At 71.7% G+C, this 14575-nt stretch carries 12 protein-coding genes; 5 read left to right on the top strand and 7 right to left on the bottom strand.

The window, feature by feature from the left end; genetic code table 11:
• The first annotated feature begins 4 nt into the window (after nucleotides 1–4).
• Nucleotides 5–1267 carry a beta-ketoacyl-ACP synthase II gene (gene fabF / locus PV419_RS03040; protein WP_319686043.1) on the top strand — a complete coding sequence of 421 codons (1263 nt, stop codon included), beginning with the start codon at nucleotides 5–7 and terminating at the stop codon, nucleotides 1265–1267.
• Nucleotides 1268–1350: 83 nt separating this feature from the next.
• Here the strand turns inward: fabF and PV419_RS03035 are convergent, their stop codons facing one another.
• Nucleotides 1351–2250 carry an NAD(P)-dependent oxidoreductase gene (locus PV419_RS03035; RefSeq protein WP_319686042.1) on the bottom strand — a complete coding sequence of 300 codons (900 nt, stop codon included), beginning with the start codon at nucleotides 2248–2250 and terminating at the stop codon, nucleotides 1351–1353.
• A 59-nt stretch (nucleotides 2251–2309) separates the two neighbouring features.
• A complete protein-coding gene (locus PV419_RS03030; RefSeq protein WP_319686041.1) occupies nucleotides 2310–2804 on the bottom strand; it encodes a DUF3145 domain-containing protein in 495 nt (164 codons plus the stop codon).
• A 326-nt stretch (nucleotides 2805–3130) separates the two neighbouring features.
• Between PV419_RS03030 and PV419_RS03025 the strand changes: the two genes are divergently transcribed.
• Nucleotides 3131–4075: an SGNH/GDSL hydrolase family protein gene (locus PV419_RS03025; RefSeq protein WP_319686040.1), complete on the top strand. Its 945-nt coding sequence runs from the start codon at nucleotides 3131–3133 to the stop codon at nucleotides 4073–4075.
• Nucleotides 4076–4377: 302 nt separating this feature from the next.
• Here PV419_RS03025 and PV419_RS03020 read toward each other — a convergent pair whose 3' ends face one another.
• Nucleotides 4378–5859, bottom strand: coding sequence for an ISKra4 family transposase (locus PV419_RS03020; RefSeq protein WP_319686039.1), 1482 nt, complete (start codon nucleotides 5857–5859; stop codon nucleotides 4378–4380).
• A gap of 71 nt (nucleotides 5860–5930) precedes the next feature.
• On the bottom strand, nucleotides 5931–6473 hold the full coding sequence (locus PV419_RS03015; protein ID WP_319686038.1) for a hypothetical protein: 543 nt from the start codon (nucleotides 6471–6473) through the stop codon (nucleotides 5931–5933).
• 229 nt (nucleotides 6474–6702) lie between these two features.
• Here PV419_RS03015 and PV419_RS03010 point away from each other — a divergent pair, with 229 nt between their 5' ends.
• Nucleotides 6703–7110 (top strand): SgcJ/EcaC family oxidoreductase, encoded by a 408-nt coding sequence (locus PV419_RS03010; protein WP_054236290.1) that lies wholly within the window; start codon nucleotides 6703–6705, stop codon nucleotides 7108–7110.
• 68 nt (nucleotides 7111–7178) lie between these two features.
• Here the strand turns inward: PV419_RS03010 and PV419_RS03005 are convergent, their stop codons facing one another.
• Both PV419_RS03005 and PV419_RS03000 read right to left on the bottom strand, forming a co-directional pair.
• The gene (locus PV419_RS03005) at nucleotides 7179–8141 is read right to left on the bottom strand and encodes an RNA polymerase subunit sigma-70 (protein WP_319686037.1); all 963 of its coding nucleotides are present in this window, start codon (nucleotides 8139–8141) and stop codon (nucleotides 7179–7181) included.
• Nucleotides 8142–8430: 289 nt separating this feature from the next.
• Nucleotides 8431–10920, bottom strand: coding sequence for a glycoside hydrolase family 3 protein (locus PV419_RS03000; protein ID WP_319686205.1), 2490 nt, complete (start codon nucleotides 10918–10920; stop codon nucleotides 8431–8433).
• A gap of 259 nt (nucleotides 10921–11179) precedes the next feature.
• Between PV419_RS03000 and PV419_RS02995 the strand changes: the two genes are divergently transcribed.
• Nucleotides 11180–11803, top strand: a complete 624-nt coding sequence (locus tag PV419_RS02995) for a TetR/AcrR family transcriptional regulator (RefSeq protein ID WP_319686036.1) — start codon at nucleotides 11180–11182, stop codon at nucleotides 11801–11803.
• 22 nt (nucleotides 11804–11825) lie between these two features.
• Here PV419_RS02995 and PV419_RS02990 read toward each other — a convergent pair whose 3' ends face one another.
• Nucleotides 11826–13229 (bottom strand): beta-propeller fold lactonase family protein, encoded by a 1404-nt coding sequence (locus PV419_RS02990; RefSeq protein WP_319686035.1) that lies wholly within the window; start codon nucleotides 13227–13229, stop codon nucleotides 11826–11828.
• Between the two features lie 462 nt (nucleotides 13230–13691).
• On the opposite strand from PV419_RS02990, the gene PV419_RS02985 reads away from it, so the two are divergent.
• Nucleotides 13692–14429 (top strand): IPT/TIG domain-containing protein, encoded by a 738-nt coding sequence (locus PV419_RS02985; protein ID WP_319686034.1) that lies wholly within the window; start codon nucleotides 13692–13694, stop codon nucleotides 14427–14429.
• Nucleotides 14430–14575: the final 146 nt, after the last annotated feature.

Here is a 14575-nt window from a genome sequence, read left to right as displayed (position 1 = left end):
TCCTGTGAACTCGACCAATCGCACCGTGGTCGTCACCGGTGTTGGTGCCACGACGCCGCTGGGTGGCGACGCCCCGTCCACCTGGGAGGCACTGCTCGCCGGACGTTCCGGCGTCAGCCTCCTCGAGGAGGACTGGGCGGCCGATCTACCGGTCCGCATCGCCGCGCGGATCGCGGTGGAGCCAGGCACCGTCATTCCGCGCCCGCAGGCCCGCAGGCTGGACCGCTCGGCGCAGTTCGCACTGATCGCGGCCCGTGAGGCATGGGCGGACGCCGGCTTCACCGCCAAGGCGGGCGAGGACCCGACGGTCGACCCCGACCGGCTCGGCGCGGTCGTGGCCTCCGGCATCGGCGGTGTGACCACCCTCCTCGAGCAGCACGACGTGCTGCGCGAGAAGGGCGTCCGCAAGGTGTCCCCGCACACCGTGCCGATGCTGATGCCCAACGGCCCGGCAGCCAACGTCGGCCTGGAGGTCGGCGCCCGCGCCGGTGTCCACACCCCGGTCAGCGCGTGCGCGTCGGGCGCTGAGGCCATCGGCTACGCCATCGAGATGATCCGCACCGGCCGCGCCGATGTGGTCGTCGCGGGCGGCACCGAGGCGGCCATCCACCCGCTGCCCATCGTGGCCTTCGGCAACATGATGGCGATGTCGAAGAACAACGAGGACCCGCAGGGCGCCTCGCGCCCGTACGACGCCGACCGCAACGGCTTTGTGATGGGTGAGGGCTCAGGCGTCATCGTCCTGGAGTCGGCCGACCACGCCGCCCGGCGCGGCGCGCGGGTCTACGCCGAGGCCGTCGGCCAGGGCATCTCCGCCGACGCGCACCACATCACCCAGCCGGAGCCGTCCGGCAACGGCATCGCACACGCGCTGCAGAACCTGATCGACTCCACCGAGCTCAAGCCGGCCGAGATCGCGCACGTCAACGCGCACGCGACCTCGACCCCCCAGGGCGATGTGGCGGAGATCAAGGCGCTGCGCAAGGTCTTCGGCCACGACGTCGACCACATGGCGATCTCCGCCACCAAGTCGATGACCGGCCACCTGCTCGGTGGCGCGGGCGGCGTGGAGACGGTCGCCACGGTGCTGGCCCTGTACCACCGGCTGGCCCCTCCGACCATCAACCTCGACAGCCTCGACCCGGAGGCGGACGCGGACGTCGTGCGCGGCAAGCCACGGCCCCTGCCGGCGGGCACCATCGCGGCGCTCAACGACTCGTTCGGCTTCGGCGGCCACAACGTGGTGCTTGCCTTCCGTACGGTGTGAGCACGCGAAGGCCCGTACGGCTACTCACCGGTGAGTGGCCGTACGGGCCTTTCGCATGCCCGGACACGGGGCCCCGGTCCGGCTCAGGTCTCGTCGAAGCTCGCGAAGTACGAGGCCGCCATGTCCTGGTCGCCGTAACCCCGCTCGGTGGCCCGCCGGAACCGCTCCGCGCCCGCGGCCGCCACATCCAGCCGCACCCCCGCGCGCTCACCCGCCTCGACGACCAGCCGGGCGTCCTTCTCGGCGGTCCTCGTCGCGAAGCTGGCCTCCAGATGGCCGCTGAGCAGCAGTTCCGCCTTGGCCCGCAGATAGCCCATGTCCAGCGGCCCGCCCGCGACGGCGTCCAGGAAGGCGCGCGGGTCCACGCCGAGCCCCTCGGCGAGGGCGAGGGCCTCGGCGGTGCCGTTGGTGACGGCCAGCACCCAGCTGTTGGCCACCAGCTTGAGCCGGGTGGCCGCGCCCTCCTCGCCGCTGTCGCCCACCCACACGGTCCGGCTGCCGATGCCGTCGAAGACGGGGGCCAGAACGGTACGGGCCGGCTCCGGGCCCGCGGCGAGCACCAGCAGCGCCCCGCTCTCGGCGGGCTGCTTGGTGCCCAGGACCGGGGCGTCCACGAAGACCAGCCCGCTCTCCCGGGCGAACGCGGCGAGGGCGTCCAGACCGTCGAGACCGGAGGTGGTGGACTGGGCCCAGACCGTGCCCGGGCGCAGCGCCGGGGCGGCCTGCCGCATGGTGTCGAGGGCGGCCGGGCCGTCGTACAGCATCGTCAGGACGGCATCGGCGCCGTCCACGGCCTCGGCGGGGGTGTCGGTGACGTGCACACCGTGGGCGGCCAGCGGCTCGGCCTTGGCCCGGGTGCGGTTCCACGCGCGGACCTCGAGCCCGGCGCCGGCGAGGTTACGGGCCATCGGGAAGCCCATGACGCCGGTGCCGAGGACCGCGACGGACTGTGCGGGACGGGGTGTGGAGAAGTTCTCGGTCATGTCCGAAACGCTAGGTCCTGGAGCGGACTCCAGGTCAAACCCGGAACCGACCGCTGAGCTCAGACCACCTGGTGGAGCCAGCGGACGGGGGCGCCCTCCCCCGCGTAGCGGAAAGGCTCCAGCTCGTCGTCCCAGGGCTTGCCGAGCAGCTTGGCGACCTCGGCCTGCAGATCGCTCTCCCCGCGCGCCGAGCGCGCGAGCGCGGCGCGCAGCCGGTCCTCGGGGATCAGGATGTCACCGTGCATGCCGGTGACGGCGTGGAAGATGCCGAGATCGGGGGTGGAGCTGTAGCGTTCGCCCTCGGCCGTGGCGCACGGTTCCGCGGTCACCTCGAAGCGCAGCAGATGCCAGCCGCGGAGCGCGGAGGCCAGCTTGGAGGCGGTGCCGACCTCGCCCTGCCAGGAGAACTCGGCACGCCAAGTGCCGGACGCGGCGGGCTGTTTGATCCAGTCGAGGGTGACGCGCACACCGAGTACGCCCGCGATGGCCCATTCGACGTGCGGGCACAGCGCGCGCGGAGCGGAGTGCACGTACAGAACTCCACGTGTCGTCACCTGGGCCTCCTGTGCGGTTCGAGGTACGCCTTCCCCAGCGGCCTCATGTCCGTACCGGTGACGCCCGGGACAGCACTAGACATTCTGCCCTAATGATCACCCTCGCACCAGCCCCGAGGTTACCTGCAGTGAAATTTTTCGGGCAGAATTCTTCTGAAAACGGACACGATGTGACGCCAGGTAACTTGCCCGTACCGGAACGCTCCCGCTCCCGCCAGGGGCGGAGCTCAACTGGCACGGGAAAAAGCTACCGCGCGGTGCGAGCGGAGGAGTGACGTACCGTCGGTCCTGGACAGAATCACCCAAGAGTCGGAGGGGGAACAGCCATGCGGGGCAGCGCAGCACGCCGGCGCCGGACGTTTTCGGGGGCACGGTTCGCGTCCACGACCACCCGCCCCACCGTCGCGCGCACCACCGTCGCGCTGCTCACGACCGCCGCCGTGCTGGCGTCGGGGGGCTGCCTGGGCGGCTCCGACGACGCCTCCCACCCGGGCGGCTCCGGAAACAGCAAGCGCCCCGCCGCCAAGCCCGGCCTTCCGTGGAACACCAGTCCCGACTCCATCGCCTCCCTCGGCGACTCCATCACCCGCGGCTTCGACGCCTGCTCGGTGCTGGCCGACTGCCCCGAGGTGTCCTGGTCCACCGGTACGGAGGTGAACAGCCTCGCCCGTCGGCTGCTGCCCGCCGCCTCCCGCTCCGCCACACGCAGCTGGAACTACGCCAAGACGGGCGCGGTGATGGCCGACCTGTCCGGCCAGATCCAGTCGGCGGTCACCCGGAAGCCGCAGCTGGTGACCATCCTGATCGGCGCCAATGACGCCTGCCGGTCCTCGGTCGACGACATGACCCCGACGGCCGACTTCCGGGCCGAATTCAGCTCCGCGCTCAAGACGCTGCGTCACGACCTGCCCAAGACGCAGGTGTACGTGGCCAGCGTGCCGGACCTGAAGCGGCTGTGGTCCGAGGGGCGCAAGAACGTGCTGGGCCGGCAGATCTGGAAGCTGGGGATCTGCCCGTCGATGCTCAAGGACTCCGACGCCACCGACCCGGCGGCGGAGGAACGGCGCCGCCGGGTGGAGGACCGGGTGGACGAGTACAACGCGACACTGAAAGCGGTCTGCGCCCAGGACGTGCTGTGCCGGTACGACGACGCGGTGCACAACTACCGTTTCTCGGCGGATGAGTTGAGCAAGTGGGACTGGTTCCACCCGAGCAAGGAGGGCCAGCAGCAGCTCGCCGCGATGGCCTACCGCCGCATCACTGCGCGCTAGCGCGCCCCCCTTTTTTGTGGCTCGGTTCTCCCCCGGCTACCGCCGGGAGGCGCCCGCGCCGGGGCGCCTCAGCCCCTGTCGACGGTCGACCACGCGGCGGTAGCCGGCTGTATCGATATGCCGCTCCGCCGCGGGCGACCGCGGCCTCGGCCCCCCGCGCGGCGGAGCCGCAAATGGATTGCAGCCTCGGGGCCTCCGCGCGCTCTCCCTTTCACAGTGACATCAGCGCCTCCGGCGCGGGCGGTCGCGCCCCTTCGGCTCAATCGCCGATGGGTGCGGTTCGTTTCGAGTAACGGTCGCGATCAAGCGGTGAGGGCGTAGTTCTGCTGGTTGGGGTAGAGGTCTCCGTTGGAGACGATGGCACGCAGTCGCAGGACGGCTTCGGCTCCGGGCAGGCCCCAGCGGGCGCCGGTGATGTCGAGGCGGTCGGCGATCAAGTGGCGGCAGGCGCCCTCGACCGCGCCGGTGGCTATCGGCCACCCGCTCGCAAGTGCCGTGTCGTAGCGGAGCTGGTCGAGGTGGCCGGTCAGGTAGCGGTGGCAGGCATCGACGGCCTCGCGCCGGGCGGTCGACAGTCGCTCCCGGGTGGCTTGTGCGGTCATGGCGTGGGCGGTGCGGGCGGCGTGGCCTGCGAGGATCGCGGTCAGATGGTCGGCTGCCCAGACTTCGGCCTCGGTGGTGCCCGGTTTGTGGAAAGCGTGGGCCGCGGCCCAGACGTACTCGGCGACGTGCACGAAGTCCAGCAGCACGTGCACCGTGACGCCGCGTCGGTCGGTCTCGGCGGTGATCAGGTCGAGCTGGTGACGGGCGCCGTCGACCAGGACGACCCACGGCCGCAGATGCCTCGGGTCGCGCGCCTCGGCCTGGTCGAAGGCATCGGCGATGACCTGCTCGGGCGGACGGATCAGGGAGGCGGTGCACCACTTGTTCTCCGCCCTTGGCCCCGGGCGAGCGGGACGTTCGCCGCTGCGCCCGCCGGGCGGGTGGATCACATCGTGCGGACGCCGGGGAGCCGGGCGGGTGTCGAAGACGCAGGCCACGGTCGCCATCCGCTTGCGGTTCGGCTTCTCGCCCGGCGCGAGCCGGCCGCGATGACCGGTCGCGGCCTTCGCGGCGGCCCGGCGGGTGGCCTCGCGCAGAGCCTCGGGCCGCATGACCACGCCCTTGCCGTCCACTTGGACCACCAACGGCATCTCGCGGCTGCACGGAACCGGAATCCTGGTCTGGTAGAAGTCGTCGACGTCGACCGCGGCGGCGACCACGAGCTCTTCCGGCCTGCGCTTGCCGAGCACTTTCCCACAGCGGCGCTCGACCGCATCGTGCGCCTGGTCGAACGAGCCGCGGACGGCCTCGGTGACCGCGAGCCGACGCAGGCCCATCGAATGCCGGCCAGCTGGCAGCGACAGCGCGACGTCGGCGGGATGGACATTGCCCAGGCCCCGGCCCCGGTGGGCGACCCGCGTGACCCGGACCAGTCCAAACACGCTGGCCAGCCAACGCGAGTGTCCTGTCTCCCGCCAGGGCCGCACCTGCCCCTCCGGCCCGGTCACGGGCGGCCCGCCGCTGCCACGGACCTCTTCCTCCTCCAGCCTCGCGCGCAGGTCCAGATGGTCCTGCAGCAGCTGTCGTAACAGCTCCCGCCCGGCCACGTCGAGGCGTTCTTCCAGCTCGGCGTGGGTCCACGCGCTCGCATCGCTGCCCGACAAGGTGCACATCAGGGTCTCGAAGGCGCTGACCGAGCGCGCAAAGGGGTCAGTGGTGGCATGAGTGTCGTACGGTTTCATCTCCGGGGCTCGTCCCGTCCTGCTTCGATATGGATCGCACCTTCGAATGTAGGCGCGGAAGAGCCCTGCTGTTAACGGGAGTTGGGCGAAGCAGCCATCCGGCGACGGGCCGGGGTGAACATCCCCGGGGTGTCCTCGTCCAGCCAGCCCCGCTCCACCAGCCGCTTCAACTTCGACCTCGTGCCCTCGATCTTCCCGGTCTCGGCCGGCAGGCCGATCCTCGGCACGATCTGCTTGGCGCGGACCGGCCCTGGCGCGTCTGCCACCACCTCCAGGATGTCCCGATACGCCCGCGGCAGGACCTCCGAACCCATCCCGGGCTGCCAGTTCGGCACCGTCAGCACCCCGATGACCTGCCGCTCGGCCCCCGCATACGCCGACGCGAGCCGCTCACCCGCAGCCGGCTGTCCAGCATCGACGGCCGCCGCCGACTTCTCCGGGGTCATCTCCGCGAGCACATCGGCGACCGTCTCCCGCGCGATCCGCAACCGCTCCAGGCTCTCCCGGGCCAGCTCCAGCTTCCCGGCCAGCTCGGCGACCTCGGCCTCCAACTCCTCCACCCGCACCCGGGCAGCCACCTCGCGCGCTTCCAACTCCTCAAACAGCGAGCCCATCCGCCACCCTCCTCCACCACCACGGTAGAGAGGAGCAGCCCGGAACACAGCCCGTCCGCATCGTCCACGCCCTCCGGTCGGCTTTCAAGCGCCGGCAGGCCGACGGTGCAGAGTGGACTGCGCTCCGAAGAGAAGATCTTGAGGTTCGCGCGATGAGTTCCGAAAGGGACGCCGGTATGTACTCACGGGCCCCTTCGGTCCCGACCAAGTGCAATGACTGGAGAGAACGATGTCCGACAACCGCGCGAACGACACGGCCGCGATCACTGCCGTCCTTGAGAGCCTCTACAAGGCATGGGACGCCGGCGACGCCGACGCCTTCGTCGCCGACTACACGCAGGAGGCCACCGCGATCATGCCCGGCTCCTACCGCGCCTCCCGCGAGGAGGTTCGGCAGGGCATGGCGGCGGGGTTCGCCTCCTTCCTGAAGGGCACCACGACGACCAACCGGCAGCTGGGGATCCGGTTCCTGGGTCGCGACGGCGCGATCGTCGTGAGCGAGGCCGGCATCCTCTTCCCCGGCGAGTCCGAGGTTCCCGCCGACCGGATCGTGTACGCGACCTGGGTGTTGGAGAAGCGCGACGACGCCTGGCTGATCGCCGCCTACCACAACAGCCCGGTCAAGTCCGCTAGCTGATCCAGAGTCAGTCCTGCCCGGGTCCGCCCGCACCTGTCGGGCGGGCCCGCCCGACAGGTGCGGGCGGATCAGCCGTCGACCTTCTGCGCCAAGCCGAAGGCGGCGAACACGTCGGCGTCCTGGAAAACCGAGACACGGCTGATGCCGCCAGCCGTGACCGTGAACACCTGCAGGGTGTGCAGCTCGAACACGCCGGCGTCCCCGCGCCGATAGGCGGCGAAGCCGGCCTGCCCGTTGGCCCGCACCGGCAGCAACCGCCAGGCCTTGCCGGCCTTGGCGAACACCCAGCCCATGAAGCTCGCATAGTTCTCCCGGCCGGTGAACCAGTTGACCATGGGCGGCATCTCCATGAGGACGTCCTCGGTCACCACCTGCAGCAACCCTTGGATGTCCGCCCGGACGAAGGCCGCCATGTACCGGTCCACCCACGACCGTTGCTCTGCGTCGGAAGGCTCAGCGACCTGCTCCTGCAGCACTCCCGCGGCCCGGATCCGGGCGCGAGCCCGCTGCAGCGAGCTGTTCACGGCCGCGACCGAGGTCTCCAGGATGTCCGCTGCCTCCGCCGCCGGGTAGTCGAGCACGTCGCGCAGGATCAGGACGGCGCGCTCTCTCGGTGACAGCAATTGCAGTGCTGCGACGAAGGCCAGCCGCAGGCTGCCCCTGTCGATCGCCGCGGTGGCCGGAGCGCCCAGCCCGAGCAGGCTATCCGGGAGTGGCTGCAACCAGGTTGCCTCCCCGCCGTGGACGAGCGGGCGCAGCGGTTCGCTCTCGGTGACCAGACCCGAGGGCATGGGGCGGCGGCCGAGCCCGTCCAGCGCGGTCAGACACGCGTTCGTGGCGATCCGGTACAGCCAGGTCCGCAGGGAGGCACGCGACGGGTCGTAACGGTCCCGCGCGCGCCACGCCCGCAGACACGTCTCCTGCACGAGTTCCTCGGCGTCGTGGACCGAGCCGAGCATCCGGTAGCAGTGCGCCAGCAGCTCGGGCCGGTACCGCTGCACCAAGGTCTCGAAGTCCCCCGTTGACGTCATCCCCGCGCTGCCGCCCTTCCGGTCTGCTCATCCGCCCCTACGGTAGCCGCCTCACGGGGCCGGTTGCAGCCGTTCTGCTGCCGGGAACATCGGTCGCGGCGGGCGCTGTGCTCTCGCCGCGTCCTGCGCGGAGCAGGCGGGTACGTGAGGAACCGAGCGCTTCCACGCCGCCCACGAGCACCCGCGCCTCTACCCACCCCGACCAGCAGGATTACGACCTCACCGCTTGATCGCGAGCTTCACCCGAAACGAACCGCACCCATCGCCGATGGGGGGGGCGACACCCGGGTCAGGCCACCGGCACCGGGACGGACAGCCGGCGGTCGGCCAGGCTGCGGCCCACCCGCGCGGCGTACGCGCCGGGGACCAGCCGCCAGGCGTGCGCGGCCTCGTCCCAGACCTCCGCGGCCCGGCGCGGCAGCGCGATGTCCGCCCGTGCCCTCCCGCCCGGCCCGGCCGCCACGGAGGCGAACCCCGCGAGGCGGCGCACCGGCCGCTCCTCGCCGTCGCCCTCGGGCACCTCGAGATAGACCTGGACCACCTCCCGGCCGGCCCGCGCCCCGGTGTTGCGGACCCATACGGCGAGGGTGCCCAGGTCGTCGCCGCCCGGCTCCGCCGCCGGGGTGAACTCCGCCGACTCGTAGCCCCATTCGGTGTACCCGAGGCCGTGGCCGAACCAGTACGCGGGGGCGGGGGCCGCCTCCGGCCGCTCCGCCGTGCGCCGCTCCCAGGCGCGGTAGCCGATGAACACGCCCTCGTCGTAGCTCAGCCGGCCCTCCGTCGGCCGGACCTCGCTGACCGGGGCGTCCGCCAGCCGGGCCGGCCAGGTGGTGGGCAGCCGCCCGCCGGGCTCCTGGGCGCCGAGCAGGACGTCCGCGAGCGCCAGGCCCGCGTCCTGCCCCGGGAACCAGCTCAGCAGCACCGCGGCGACGTCCTCCCGCCACGGCATCTCCACCGGCGAGCCGGAGTTGACGACCACCACGGTGCGGGTGCCGGTCGCGGCGACGCGCCGTACCAGCTCGTCCTGACGGCCCGGCAGCCGCAGGTCGGAGCGGTCGAAGCCCTCGCTCTCGACGCGCTCGGTGGTGGCGACCACCACCACGGCCACCTCGGCGGCCGCCGCGGCTGCCACGGCCTCCTCGATCAGCTCTTCGGCGTCGCGCTCGGGGGCGCGGTGCATGAAGCTCAGACACACGGCCTGCAACGGGGCGTCGGCCGCGTCGAGCCTGACCACCTCACAGGTGAGGCTGATCCGTACGGGCTTGTCCGCCGTCAGCTCGGCGGTCGCGCGCGGCTTGGGCTCGCCGAAGAACGCCTCGAAGGGATCGCGCGCGTCCTCCATGTCCTGCACCCCGTCGTACAGCACCTCGTCGCCGACGGTCAGCCGGAACCCGCCGAGGCCCCGGGTGCCGAAGGTGTGGCGGCCGGACTCGCGCGGGGTGAAAGTGCCGGTGATCTCGACGGTGTGCAGCTCCTCGTACGTCACCCCCTCCGGAAGGTCGCCGAGCCACCGCACCTCTCCGTTCGGCAGCGTCGACTCCCCCAGCGTCCGCCCGTCCTCGGCGCGCACGACGGCGCGCAGCTCGAACCCCTGGGAGGCTGGGGCGAGTTCGTCGGTGGGGTCGGCACCTACGGCGTAGCTGAGGACGCCCGGGGGCAGGGCCCGGCGCAGCCCCTCCAGCGGCGAGACGACGCGCTCGGGGAAGACCTGGGCGGAGCCGCCGCCGAGCACCCGGGCGTCGCGGGCCGCCGCGCCGAGCAGCGCGACGCCCGACACCCCGACGGGGTCGAGCGGCAGGGCCGGGCGACCTGGCAAGGCTGTCGCGGGCTCGTTGCGCAGCAGGACGAAGGAGCGCCGGGCGATCTCGCGGGCCAGTTCCTCGCCGTCGACAGGCCGCGGCCGGTCGGCGGCGGACACGGCCGGGGCCACTCCGTCCAGGGCGCCGACGCGGGCGGCGAGGGTCAGCACGCGGCGCACCGCCTCGTCCACGTCGGCCTCGGCGACCTCCCCGGCCCGTACGGCGGCGGCCAGCGCCTCGCCGTAGACGGTGCGCGGGCCGGGCATGGCGACGTCGAGCCCGCCGAGCAGGTCCCGTACGGTGTCGCGGGCGGCCAGCCAGTCGGAGACGATGAAGCCGTCGAACCCCCACTCGCCGCGCAGCACCCCCTGCTGCAGCTCGCGGTGCTCGGTCATCGTCGAGCCGTTGACGCCGTTGTAGGCGGCCATGACGCCCCAGGGGCGGGCGTTCTTGACGACGGCTTCGAAGGGGGCGAGGTACAGCTCGCGCAGCGCCCGCGCGCCGACCCTGTTGTCGACGGTGAAGCGCTCGGTCTCGGCGTCGTTGGCGACGAAGTGCTTGACGGTGGTGCCCACCCCGCCCTCCTGGACGCCGGTCACATAGCCGGTGCCGATCTCGCCGGTGAGATACGGGTCCTCGCTGTACGCCTCGAAGTGGCGGCCGCCCAGCGGCGAGCGGTGCAGGTTGACGGTCGGCGCCAGCAGCACGTGCACGCCCTTGCGGCGCGCCTCCTGGGCGAGGAGGTGGCCCGCGCGGCGGGCGAGGCCGGGGTCCCAGGTCGCGGCCAGGGCGGTGGGGCTGGGCAGGGCGACCGACGGGTCGTCGGCGCTCCAGTGCACCCCGCGCACGCCGATCGGGCCGTCCGACATCACCAGCGACCGCAACCCGATCTCGGGGACGGCGGGCAGCGACCACATGTCCTGGCCGGAGAGCAGCCGCGCCTTGGTGTCCAGGTCGAGCTTGCCCAGCGCGTTCTCCACGGCCTTCACGCCGCCACCTCCTGATCACTGCGGTCAGTTCAGGCCATGGTGGACCGGACCGCCCCCGATGACCTGTAGCAGGGTAGGCATAGTTACCCTTTCGTTATCCGATGCGATATCCAGGCCGCGTGGGTCGACCGTCGACAGGGGCTGTAGCGCCCCGGCGGGGGAGAACCGAGCCCTCAGAAAGGGGCATGCCGTACGGTCGGCGGGCGGCGAACCAGTGTTTCAGGCGGCGAGCGGGAAGGCGGGAACGGCGATGGCCGAGCGGACGCGGAGCGGCGGGGACGGCGGCGTCAGACGCGGGGCGCGCGGCGAGGAGCGCCGCGCCGAGATCGTCCGCTGCGCGCTCGAAGTGATCGCCGAGCGCGGCTACCGGGGCGCTACTCTGAGCGCGGTCGCCGAGCGCGTCGGCCTGACCCAGCAGGGTCTGCTGCACTACTTCCCCACCAAGGAGGCCCTGCTCGTCGCGGTGCTCGCGGAGCGCGACCAGTGGGACACCGGCTCCGCGCGGCGCGACGAGTCGGCCGCCTGGCCGCTGGATCTGCTCGCCTCGCTGGTGGAGTACAACGCCATGCGAGCGGGGATCGTGCAGACCTTCTCCGCCCTCCTCGGCGAGAGCGTCACCGACGACCACCCGGCCCGCGAGTACTTCACCCGGCGCTACGAGCGGGTGCGCGCCGACATGGCGGCCACCCTGCGCGGCGAGTTCGGCGACCGGCTGCCCGGGGGCCTGAGGCCCGAGGAGGCCGCGCCGCTGCTGGTCGCGGTGATGGACGGGCTGCAGTACCAGTGGCTGCACGACCCGGAGGCGGTGGACATGCCCGCCGCCTTCCGGTCCTTCCTCGCCCTGCTGGGGCAGCCGGCGCCGCCGCACGACTGACGGCCCCGGGCCGGACACCGGCCTACGCGTAGGTGTATGTCAGGGTGTTGGAGGGGCCGCCCGGCGTGATCACCTGGACCAGGGCGTTCCCGGGGCCCGGTGCCGCCGGGGCGATCACCGTGAGCTGGTTGTCGGAGTCCACGGTGAGGAACAGGCTCGTGCTCCCGAACTTCACCGCGCTCGCCGTGCTGAGGTAGATCCCGCTGATCACCACCGCCTTGCCGCCGCCCACCGGGCTGCCGGATGGCGACAGGGCGGTGAGAAGGGGCGGCGGGATGTAGTAGAAGTGGCCGAGCACACCGGTACCGCCGGGCCCGGTCACCGTCACCACCACGGCGCCGGTGCTTGCGGGGGTCACCGCCGTGATGGTGTTGTCGTCCAGGACGGTGAAGCTCCTGGCCGGCCGTGAGCCGAACGTCACGGCGGTGACGCCGGTGAAGTGCCGGCCGATGATGGTCACCGTGGTCCCGCCGCCGATCGGGCCCTGCCCGGGCACGATGCCGGGGGGCGACCCGAACACGCTGACCGAGTCGCCGCCGTTGTTGACCACGTAAACGAACCGGCTGTCCGGGGTGACCGCGAGCCAGTTGGGCACATTGAGGCCGGGCACGGTGCCCGTGACGGTGTCCGTGGCGACATCGATGACCTGCACGGAGCTGGTGCCGTCCACGCTCACGTAGGCGCGCTGGCCGTTGGGGGCGACCGTCACGAAGAACGGGATGGACAGACCGCCGACCCTCCGCACGATGGAGTTGCTGGAGGTGCTGACCACGGACACCGTGTTGCCGCCGTAGTCCGTCACGTACAGGCGGAGGCCGTCCGGCGTGAGGGCGAGAGCCCGGGGCAGGTCGAAGCCGGAGATGGTGTTCAGGACGGTGTCCGTGGCGGTGTCGAGGACGCTGACCGTGTCCCCGCCGAAGTTGGACACGTAGGCGCGGGTGCCGTCGGAGGTGATGAGGATGTTGTACGGCCTGGTGCCGACGGGAATGGTCGCGACGGGCGTGTGAGTGGCGGTGTCCACCCGTACCACCGTGTCGGCCCCCTGGCTGACCACATAGGCGAACTGCCCGCCCGGGGCGAAGCCGACGCCGACCGGGCTGCTGATCCCGCCGATGGTGGCGGTCACAGTGTTCGTCGCGGTGTTCAGGACGCTGACCGCACCGGCGCCGAAATTGCTGACGTAGACGGCGGACCCGTCCGGGGACACCCCGATCCCCCAGGGCCCGGCCCCGGTGGCGACCGTGGCGGTCACGGTCCTGGTGGCGGTGTCGAGGACGCTGACCGTGCCCGAGCCGAAATTGGTGACATAGGCGTGCCTGCCGTCGGGCGCCATGGCGATGCCGAGGGGGCCGTGGCCCACGGGTATCTGCGTCAGCGGTTCGGCGAACGGGCCCGGCACCTGCGACGGTGAAGCGGGGGGTGACATGAGAACTCCTTCCGCGCGACCGGGCGGGTTCGTCACGGTCCCGCGCAGAGATACCCCCCTGTGAACGGATCACAAGAATTCCAGCAGTCAGTGGCCGCCCGGTGAAGGGGAAAACGGAATACATCGGTGCACTCCGGCGTGGAATTCCTCCCCGCGTTGCTTTTTCATACAGTCACATTCACCCCCATCGGCATCACACGCGCCCTTCTCACTCGATCGAACAGTCCGTTCAATCGATCCTGAGAGGCAGCGCCTCGCAGAGCTACCGGCTGCGAGTCACGGACCACAAGCCCCGGCCTGCCGACTACCGGGTCGCCAACCCTCTCGCTCAGCGGTTTCCCGTCCCCGGCGCAGGCCCGCCTGCACGGATCCGATACGGCCTTTCCGCGATCCATGGCAGCGGAGACGGCACTCGCCTTCCGAGTCCGAGGGATACGCCGCACACCACAAAAGGAGCCTCCCATGGCAACACTCAATCCCACCCAAGGGCCATCAGCAGGCGGGAACTCGGTCATCATCACCGGCACCAACTTCACGGGCGCGACGAGCGTGAAATTCGGCACCAAATCCGCCACCTTCACCGTCAACTCCGCCACCCAGATCACCGCCACCGCCCCCTCGGGCAACGGCGTCGTGGGCGTCACGGTGACCACGCCCGGCGGCACCACCAGCCCGGTCAACTACTTCTACGTCCCCCAGCCGATCAAGACCACCCTCAGCAACACCTCGGGGCCGCTGACCGGCGCGACCACGACCATCTCCGGCGCCAACCTGAGCACGGCCTCGTCGGTGACCTTCGGCGCCGTCGGCTCGGCCACCCCCACCGTCGTCAACGACAGCACCCTCAACGTCACGGCGCCGACGTCCGCCACCGCCCAGACGGTTCCGATCACCGTTACCACCGGGGGCGGGTCCACCAACGGACTGTTCTTCACCTACGTGGACGCGCCCACGACCACCAGCATCACCCCGGGCAGCGGCCCGGAGGCCGGCGGGACCGCCAGCACCGTCATCGGCACCGGGCTCAGCAACACGACCGGTGTCACCTACGGAGCCACGTCGGCCGCCTTCGTGGTGAACAGCGACACCCAGCTCATCGCCTACGCCCCGCCCGGCACCGGGACGGTCACCGTCAATGTGACCACCCCCGGCGGCACCGACTCCACGCAGACCTTCACCTACGCGCCCCCGCCCGGATGATCCACCCCGCAGAGGGGCGGGAGACGGCCACGGCCGTCTCCCGCCCCTCGCCGCGCGCCGTACCACCGCCCCCTGACCAGCCCACGCGGCACACGGCGGTCCCGACCCACAGCCACGCCCCCGGAAACGGAGACGAGAAAGGCGCA

This window comes from Streptomyces sp. ME19-01-6, assembly GCF_033793745.1.
Lineage (GTDB): Bacteria > Actinomycetota > Actinomycetes > Streptomycetales > Streptomycetaceae > Streptomyces.
The sequence above is the reverse complement of the archived record's forward strand: the minus strand, read 5'-3'. Positions and strand labels throughout refer to the sequence as shown.